At 31.9% G+C, this 8,905-nt stretch carries 7 protein-coding genes; 5 read left to right on the top strand and 2 right to left on the bottom strand.

Annotated elements, in window-relative coordinates:
- Positions 1-440: 440 nt before the first annotated feature.
- The gene (locus Q0845_RS27610) at positions 441-638 is read right to left on the bottom strand and encodes a hypothetical protein (protein ID WP_298521188.1); all 198 of its coding nucleotides are present in this window, start codon (positions 636-638) and stop codon (positions 441-443) included.
- A gap of 155 nt (positions 639-793) precedes the next feature.
- Positions 794-3,385, bottom strand: a complete 2,592-nt coding sequence (locus Q0845_RS27605) for a LytTR family transcriptional regulator DNA-binding domain-containing protein (RefSeq protein WP_298521186.1) — start codon at positions 3,383-3,385, stop codon at positions 794-796.
- A 341-nt stretch (positions 3,386-3,726) separates the two neighbouring features.
- Here Q0845_RS27605 and Q0845_RS27600 point away from each other — a divergent pair, with 341 nt between their 5' ends.
- The 5 genes from Q0845_RS27600 (at position 3,727) to Q0845_RS27580 (ending at position 8,395) form a co-directional block, all read left to right on the top strand.
- Positions 3,727-4,290 carry a hypothetical protein gene (locus tag Q0845_RS27600; RefSeq protein WP_298521185.1) on the top strand — a complete coding sequence of 188 codons (564 nt, stop codon included), beginning with the start codon at positions 3,727-3,729 and terminating at the stop codon, positions 4,288-4,290.
- A 433-nt stretch (positions 4,291-4,723) separates the two neighbouring features.
- Positions 4,724-5,224, top strand: a complete 501-nt coding sequence (locus tag Q0845_RS27595; RefSeq protein ID WP_298521183.1) for a GNAT family N-acetyltransferase — start codon at positions 4,724-4,726, stop codon at positions 5,222-5,224.
- A gap of 12 nt (positions 5,225-5,236) precedes the next feature.
- Entirely contained in the window at positions 5,237-5,671 is a 435-nt protein-coding gene (locus Q0845_RS27590; protein WP_298521181.1) for a hypothetical protein, read from the top strand.
- 356 nt (positions 5,672-6,027) lie between these two features.
- Positions 6,028-7,458 (top strand): DNA recombination protein RmuC, encoded by a 1,431-nt coding sequence (gene rmuC, locus Q0845_RS27585; protein WP_298521179.1) that lies wholly within the window; start codon positions 6,028-6,030, stop codon positions 7,456-7,458.
- A gap of 118 nt (positions 7,459-7,576) precedes the next feature.
- Complete coding sequence (locus Q0845_RS27580) at positions 7,577-8,395, top strand: SDR family oxidoreductase (protein WP_298521177.1); 819 nt, start codon at positions 7,577-7,579, stop codon at positions 8,393-8,395.
- Positions 8,396-8,905: the final 510 nt, after the last annotated feature.

Genomic DNA, 8,905 nt, shown 5'->3' with positions numbered 1-8,905 from the left:
GTACATATATTATAATTCAACTTCCGTGCCAAAACGGTATATTATATCTTAAAAAGATGTTGTTTTCTGTTAAAGAAGTAAAAAATGCTGTTAAAGAAAAAAAACACCTCACAAGCGTGAAGTGTTTTTTTACTAAACTAACCAACCAAATGTACTATGACTCTCTTTACTCAAGTAACCAGCTCTTTGTACTGTCATCATCAAGGTACACATATTATAAACCAACATTTATGCCAAAATATTGTGTAGCTTTCTAAATTCTAACAAAACTTTAGCATTTGCGGTCTTTAGATCGATTAGAGAAAGGCTTTATGAAAATTCGTAATTCTTATGTTTTAGACTATTAATTATCATTAGTTATTGATTAAAAAAAGACCTTACCCAAAACAGCAATACTACATGTTCCTATTTTGTGGGCAAAGTCTTGTTGAAACTAAAAATTAGTCATTACAGATAAAAACCGTGTTCATTGAGCAGGTTCTTACGTCTGTAAACTGGCAAGTATACACTACTCTTGTTACGCAAGTATATGTTTCTTCACATACAGCTCCGGTTCTTCCTCCTTGGATTTCTTGTTCTTTAAGATTAGCTACTACATTTTTTTTTAGTGCTAATGATTTAAAATGTTGTTTTTTCATGTTTATAAAAAGTTTAGTTAACACTTCAAATGTATACACACAAAAAATCTAAACTATTAATTTTTAAAGCTTTGTGATCATTTACCATTAAAATAGTGATGAATAAAAAATGAAATGTGATGAAATGGATTCTTTTTGGGATGACTTTTTTTTGACTAAAAAATCAAATTATCTAATTCGGTTACATACGAATTACTCACAGGAAGTTGTGTGCCGTTTACAGTTACTTCTTTACTGTTTTTTTCGGCTACTTTATCAATCCGTACAATATAGGAACGATGAATTCGAATGTATTCCAATGGATCTGGTGTTAGGTTGATAAATTCGCCAATCTTGGTACGTATGGTGTAATTTTTTTGTTCGGTGACAACTTCAACATAGTTTCCTGCTGATTTTACATACAGGATCGTATCCGTTTTAATTCGAATTTCTTTTCCTGCTTCTTTGAAAGAGAAGTAGAGTTCTTTACGCTTCACCTTTTTGACGAGCAAACGTAATAATTCACGAATAATATGTCGGTTATACGAGAGAATTCTATACTTAAAGAATAAATAAATCAATACAATGATGGAAGCAATAACAGCAATAATAAACCAAGTGCGTTTCCAAAACGGCGCATGTATTTGAATGGGAATTTCTATAAATGTGAGGTTATCAAGTTTGGTCGAAGTTGAAGCAGCTACTTTAAATGTATACTTTCCGTAAGGCAATGAAGGATATGAGATGCTTCTGTTTTTAGTGTGATACCATTTTGTATCCAAACCTTCCATCTTATATATATAATTCAACTCGTCGGAAGCTTTGAAATGAATACCTTCTACCAAAAATTCTATTCTATTTTCTTGATGAGAAAGATTTTGCAGCTTTTCTTTTGTTGCAATGGAATCATTTATATGAAATGCTTTAACTCTCAAATGATACGAATTGGTCGTTGTTTTTGCATCAAACAATTGTTTAGGCGCATACATTAATCCTTTCTTAGAAGCTATCCAAACGGTATCATGAATGATTTCTACATCACTAATTCCATCATTTAGCAAACCATTTGAACTTTTAAGTCCTGTAATTTGAAATGTATTGTTTTCTGTGAATTTTATTTTATTCAATCCAAAATTAGTACATGCCCAGATTTCATTTTTATTTTCAATATGGATTTCATTAATAATATCGCTACACAATCCATCTTCTTGTGTAATATTAAATACTTTTTCTGTTTTTTTATCGTACACAATAATTCCAGCTCCTAAGGACGCAAAATAGATTTCTTCTCTATCAAAATTTACATCAATATCATCTACTCTATTCTGAAATAATGGATCTTTTTTCATTAAAGTAGAAATTTTCCCTTCTTTAAATAGATATGCTCCATCAGGTGATCCAAAGTATATTTCATCATCCCAATTGACGACGTCATGTATTCTATAAGACATTTTATAATCTTTATATCCATCTTGCGTAAGATGTCCAATCCATCCATATTGCGCAATAAAAATCCCTTTTTCCGTCGGCTCTGAGAGTTTAACTGTATAATTTGAAAACAGCGAATCATTAAAAACCTTTGTACGTCCGTTTTTATCTTCTCTAAAAAAATGTGGCAATGAATTCACATACAATTGTTTGTGAATGGTATCAAATTCTACAAATGTCTTGGCATTATTATTTGAAGTATGTACTGTAGAAATCTGATGTTTTGCATCTAACTTTAGGACATCGCCAGATCGGTAGCCAACATACAATTCTCCTTTTGAATTTTTTGTCAACGATCTTGCCGGAGAAGAAATGCCTGTATGCTTAAATTGTATCGTTGGTTCTTTTATGTAGAATACACCTGAATGTAAGCTTGTAAACCAATATCCTCCATCATGGTCAATTAAAAAGTCAGTAATCGATTCTTCTTCTAAAAAGTGTTGTTTGACTGTACCTTCAATATCCAAAAAAACACCGCCGCCAAAATCATATCCTACAAAAAAAGTACTCTCATCAATGGGCTTTAATGAAACGATCAATTTTGTGTGTTCTATTTTTTTTAGGAGCTTTCCTTGGGCAGTTGCGATATATATATTGCTTCCATCTGTAAATACTACATATTGATTGCCAGGAAGCGAAATTGCATTGGAATAAAAGTGTTTTCCTCCTGGAAAGTATAATGTATTCTTTTTGTTTTTAGTCTGCCTTAAGGTATATGATAAGAAAAATGTATCATCATCTGTTTTATCTAGTGCTAACCAGCTTTCGTCAATATCTGATTCTATATTTTTATAGGGTTTTTCTAATAATTCACCATTCTTAGTTATGATAAATTTTCCAAAAATCCTTTCGCAAGCAATGTGCATATTTCCATCATCATCAACATATAAACTATTGATATGCTGATCTGATTTAAGGTTTTGTAACAGTTCATTATATGGGTAAGGCTTAAATCCTTTGAAGTTTTCGTTGAAATAAAATAATTGATTATTGAACGTTGCACAGTATATTGTTCCATCCTTTTGTGGATAAAGATCGAGTATTACAATATCTGTTAAACCATCACCAACGCCATAGGTTTTAATTTCATATCCGTTATAGCTTGCAACTCCTCTATCGGTAGCAATCCAAATGATTCCGTTTTTGTCTTGATGTAGTTGATGTGTTTCTAAGCTTGGCAATCCATCTGTAATGCCAAATTCTTTATAGATATAATTTTGAGCGCATAAAAATTGACAACAGAAACTTAAAAACAGGTAGAAAATACTTTTAGTATTCATAGAATCGGGCAATTGAAAATTTTTAAGAAGACTTGTGGCTAATATATTAAAAAATTACATGCATCAAATTGTCTTTTTAAAAGGTTTTCTTCTCATTTTTTTAAACGTAATAAGCTTTTTTATTAAGAATACAGTAGGAAAATTTTAGAATGTGTAGTTTAAAAGTTATTACTAAGACTAGGTGTGTTCTAAATACATTAAAAGAAAAAAGATTTAATTCCTTTGTAACTATATGATCATTTTAAATACCAATTGCTATGCAAAATTCATTTAGTTGCATATCTAATTCCTATTATAATTTAAACCACAATGCTTATATTTGGTGTTGACAAAATTCTAAAATGAAAAAAATTATTTATTCTTTAGCCTTGTTGCTTATCAGCTGTAATGTATTCAGCCAAAATTTGAGCCAAGATGAGTTTGGAAAAATCGACTCCACTATTAAAAATATTGCTTTCTCTATTGATGAATCTGATGATTTACAAATCTTTATAAGCAAGTTTAATTTGTCTAAAACTGATGCTAGCAAGGTTGAAAAATTGACTCAAAAAGAAAATATAAAATTCACAAAGAGTAAAGACACAAAAAGTTATATTTTACCTTTCTTCACTCCTACTGATAACCCAAATGAACTTAAAGTAACCATTTTTTCGTTTACTCAAAAGACTAGAAGACAAGGAGAGAAATTTCACAGAGGAAAATATCATTTTATTTTAACAAGTACTGTTGGATTTGAAAATGGGAAATTAGTATATAAAAATTCAAAATTTATAACAGATTCAAAATCGATCAACAAATGGTTTTTGGGTACCTATAAATCTTATGTCAAAAAAACGGGACCTATTTTTGATAAATATAAATATACGCCGCCACCGCCACCGCCGCCACCTACTAGTTTAAGATAAAAAAAGCTCCAATCGTTGTGATTGAAGTCATACAAAATCCGAGTAGTTACGAATATCTATAAAATGAATTCTTATTTTATTTAAATGCCTGTTTAGAGCGACAGAAAAAGCGTATTCTATAGTAACATTCTGTCCATATTCAATTCTCCAACAAGCGCATGATATTTGACTTAAAGAAATCCAAAAACCTTAATAAATATTACATCTAAGACCATATAAAAAAAGAAAAAACACCTCACAAGCGTGAAGTGTTTTTTTAAACTAAACTAACCAACCAAATGTAATCACGACTCTTTTACTTCGAGTAACCAGCTCTGTATAATGTCTACATCGTGTTACAGTTTATATACAACAAATATTGTGCCAAAAATGTATCACAACGTTTTTTTATTTGTGTTTTAATTTGATAGATTTACATCTAAAGAGCTAAATTTTGAAAACAATACTAGAAACTGAACGCCTGCGTTTACGCGAGTTTTCATTGAATGATACTGAATTCGTATTAGAATTGGTAAATACTCCATCGTGGATTCAATATATTGGCGATCGTAATATTCGTACGCCTGGCGTTGCTGAAGAATATATTAGAGAAAATCTACAAAAAAGTTATTCAAAAAATGGTTTTGGCTTGTGGTTAATGGAACTCAAAGAAACCGCTACTCCAATTGGTATGTGTGGTTTGGTGAATAGAGATTCTTTGGAAGATGTTGATATCGGATTTGCACTATTGCCAACATATGGACGTAAAGGTTATACGTATGAAGCCGCCAAAGCTACATTACAATATGCAAAAGAACAATTGCAAATTTTAAAAATAGTTGCCATTACCGACAGAAACAATGTCGCTTCTATCGGATTGCTGAACAAAATTGGATTGCAGTTTGAAAAAGAAATGAAACTTTCTGAAGATGATACGGTACTTTTATTTTCCTAACAACGTTCAGACATGAAAAAAGAACTCATTTATATACTCTTATGTCTTATAGTGTTGTACGCATTGCTTGGATTTCCAATGGATCTGAATACACTTTTGCAAGATTCTACTTTGGATATTAATGTTCACGACACGTACGTAGTTATTGACGCTATAGATTATATAATGAGCATGTTTGTCTTTACATTTTCGTTCCTATACTTTTTAAGAGTGCTGTTTACAAAATTTAAAAACCGTTTGGTAAATTATCTGTATATAATTTTTAATGGACTTTTTATCATTATCTGTTTTTTTATCATACAGCTTACATATGTTATTACGCAAGAAGGCGGCCTTATGAATTATTATGGTGAAAATGCAAATTTCCCGCTGTTTATTTCTATCCTAATTACCATCATCGCAATTTGTTTAGAGGTTTTTGTAATCCTTAAAATCAAAAAGAAATAGATGTTTTTACAATTTAAAAAAGGATTGTTGGTTGGGATTGCTATCTACGGAGTCTTTTTATTGATTGCGTTCCTTTTTAATATCTATTCTCCTCGAAGCGTACATGCACCAGGCCTAGACTTTTTAATACTCATTGGGTTATTTTATATTTCTCTTTTTTGGTCTATAATCAGTATGATTCTTGTGTTTTATGAAAAAACTAGACAGTTTGGACTCGGCATGCTAATCACAAATATCATATATATTATTTCTTGTTTGATTTTTGTTATGACAGCTGGTTAAATTTTCAAATTCTTAATTCCGCTTTCTAAATCCAAAATTCATACAAAATAGTATCTTTACGCAAAATTTACTTCATGTCAGAAATCGTTATTTATATTATCCTTATTGTCATCTTTTTAGCCGTTGGTATTTTCTTGGGAATGTACATCGGAAACCTAAAAACGAAAGCACAACAAGAAGGCTTACACGAACGTAATCGCCAATTACAATCGCAATTTGACGATTTGAAAACACAAATGCATGCAGAAAATGCTAAACAAAACGAGACGTTTCAGCAACAATTGCATGGTTTCAAAGAAAATTTAGCAAAAACGGAACAAGAACGTGAGGAAATTAGACGTGAAAAAGATTTTTTGAATGTAGAATTGGCGCGAAAGAATTCAGAGTTTGAAAATCTACAAAAGCAAAATATTGAACGTGACGAATCGCTTAGAAAGCAGCAAGAACAATTGCGTAAAGATTTTGAATTGCTCGCGAATAAGATTCTAGAAGAAAAATCGACAAAATTTACCGAACAGAATAAAGAGAATATTAAAAATATTTTGACGCCACTTCAAGAGAAGATTCAGCATTTTGAAAAGAAAGTAGAAGATTCTCAGAAGGAAAATATCAGTATTCATTCCGCTTTACGCGAAAAGCTATCCGAACTGAGCAAAGCCAATATTCAAATCAGTCAAGAAGCTGTGAATTTAACGAAAGCCTTGAAGGGAGACAGTAAAATGCAAGGAAATTGGGGCGAATTGGTACTAGAACGCGTGTTGGAAAAAAGTGGCTTGGAGAAAGATCGTGAATATGTCGTACAGCAGAATTTTACTCGTGACGATGGTTCGCGCGTACTTCCGGATGTGATTATCAATTTGCCAAACAACAAAAAAATGGTGATTGATTCTAAGGTTTCCTTAACAGCATACGAACGTTATGTAAATACGGAAGATGAAGAACGAGAAATAAGTCTTAAAGAACATCTAACATCCATAAAACGTCATATTGAGCAATTATCCGCTAAGAAATACGAAGATTTATACGAAATAGAAAGCCCTGACTTTGTTTTAATGTTTATTCCAATTGAACCTGCATTTGCCATTGCCGTCAACGAAGATACAACGTTATATAGCAAAGCATTTGAGAAGAATATTGTGATTGTGACACCAACGACTTTATTGGCAACTTTGCGTACCATTGATACGATGTGGAATAATGAAAAGCAACAACGAAATGCGATTGAAATTGCACGCCAAGCTGGAGCTTTGTATGACAAGTTTGAAGGTTTTATGAATGACCTCATCGGAATTGGGAAAAAGATTGATGCTACAAAATCGGATTATTCTGCTGCGATGAACAAACTCTTTGAAGGTCGCGGAAACATCATTAAAAGCATTGAAAAAATCAAGAAAATGGGCGCAAAAGCGAAGAAATCACTTCCTGAGTCTATTTTGAAACGTGCAGAAAGTGATCCAGAAAATGATGCGATTGCTGGTAACGAAGAGCCAAGACAGTTGTTATAACTGGTTGCTGGTTATAATATTTTAAATGTTGAATTTTAAATTGTGAATTTTCTTCAATACCTAAACTTATAAACTCATTAAACTTATAACCTATCAAACTCTTAAACTTCTCTAAACAGTGAAACATAAACAAATCAGTATTTTAGGTTGTGGATGGTTAGGATTGCCACTAGCGAAACATTTTATCGCGAAAAACTATACTGTGAAAGGTTCTACGACTTCTTCTGAAAAGGTTAATACTTTACACGAAGCTGCCATTCAACCGTATGTTTTTAGTTTAGGAACGACTAATGATGACAAATTATACACTGATTTTTTAGCGAATAGTGATGTGATTGTGATTAATTTTCCTCCGAGAAGAATTCCAAATATCATCACGATATATCAAGAGCAAATACGAGCTATTTTACCGTTTATCAACAATACACAGAAAGTTATTTTTGTGAGTTCAACGTCTGTCTATCAAAATACAAACGATTGGGTAACGGAAGATATAGATAATCAACCAGAAAAAGAGTCTGGAAAAGCAGTATTGGCCGTTGAAAATATTTTAAGAGAGCAGTTACAAGATCGATTGACGATTCTGCGTTTTGCGGGACTTTTTGGGTATGACAGAGTTCCAGGAAGATTTTTAGCCAAGAAAAAACAGCTTCCCAATGGAAAAACACCTATCAATATGATTCATCAAGATGATTGTATTGGATTGATTGATGCAATTGTAGCAAAAAATATTTGGGGAGAAGTTATCAATGGTTGTGCCGATGAACATCCGTTACGAGAAGTGTTTTATACAGCAGCTGCCAAAAAAATAGGATTGACGCCACCAGAATTTATACCTTCGGAATCGGTTTCATTTAAAAAAGTATCAAACATTAAGAGTAAAGAATTACTTCAGTACACGTATCAACACCCGGATCCGTTGGTGTTTGTGGTGTAGGTTTTGGGTGTTTGGTCTTGGGTCTTGGGTGAATTGTTAACACTAATTTTTAAATCAAAACGTAAACTTATAAACTTTTGATTTCCTTTTTTGTTGATTTGTTATTCTGTTGATCTGTCTATTTGTTAATTTGTTCTCATACAGATTGTAGCGTCGTAAACTTCTCGCAAAGACGTATCAAAAAAACTAGGAGATAAAGTCCTGTAACATTCTAAGTACAAAGTAAGTCTAAGTAATCTTTTTTACCACGAATTCACGAATTACTTTTTGGTAATTTTTTTGCTTCATGGTAGGCACGAATTTATTTCGTATCAAAGAACAATCTAATTGTTTACAAAGTGTACTTCGAAAATATCTCAATACTCACTACTCACGACTAACATCTAATTAGTCTAAAAGCGAAGTGTTCTAAGAGCAAAGCGTGTCTAATGGTTTAAATTGTCTTTTTTACCACGAATTCACGAATTACTTTTTGGCCATTCTTTTGCTTCATGATCGGCACGAATTTAT

It is taken from the genome of uncultured Kordia sp. (genome assembly GCF_947489565.1).
GTDB lineage: Bacteria > Bacteroidota > Bacteroidia > Flavobacteriales > Flavobacteriaceae > Kordia.
This window is presented reverse-complemented; position numbering and strand designations above follow the sequence as displayed.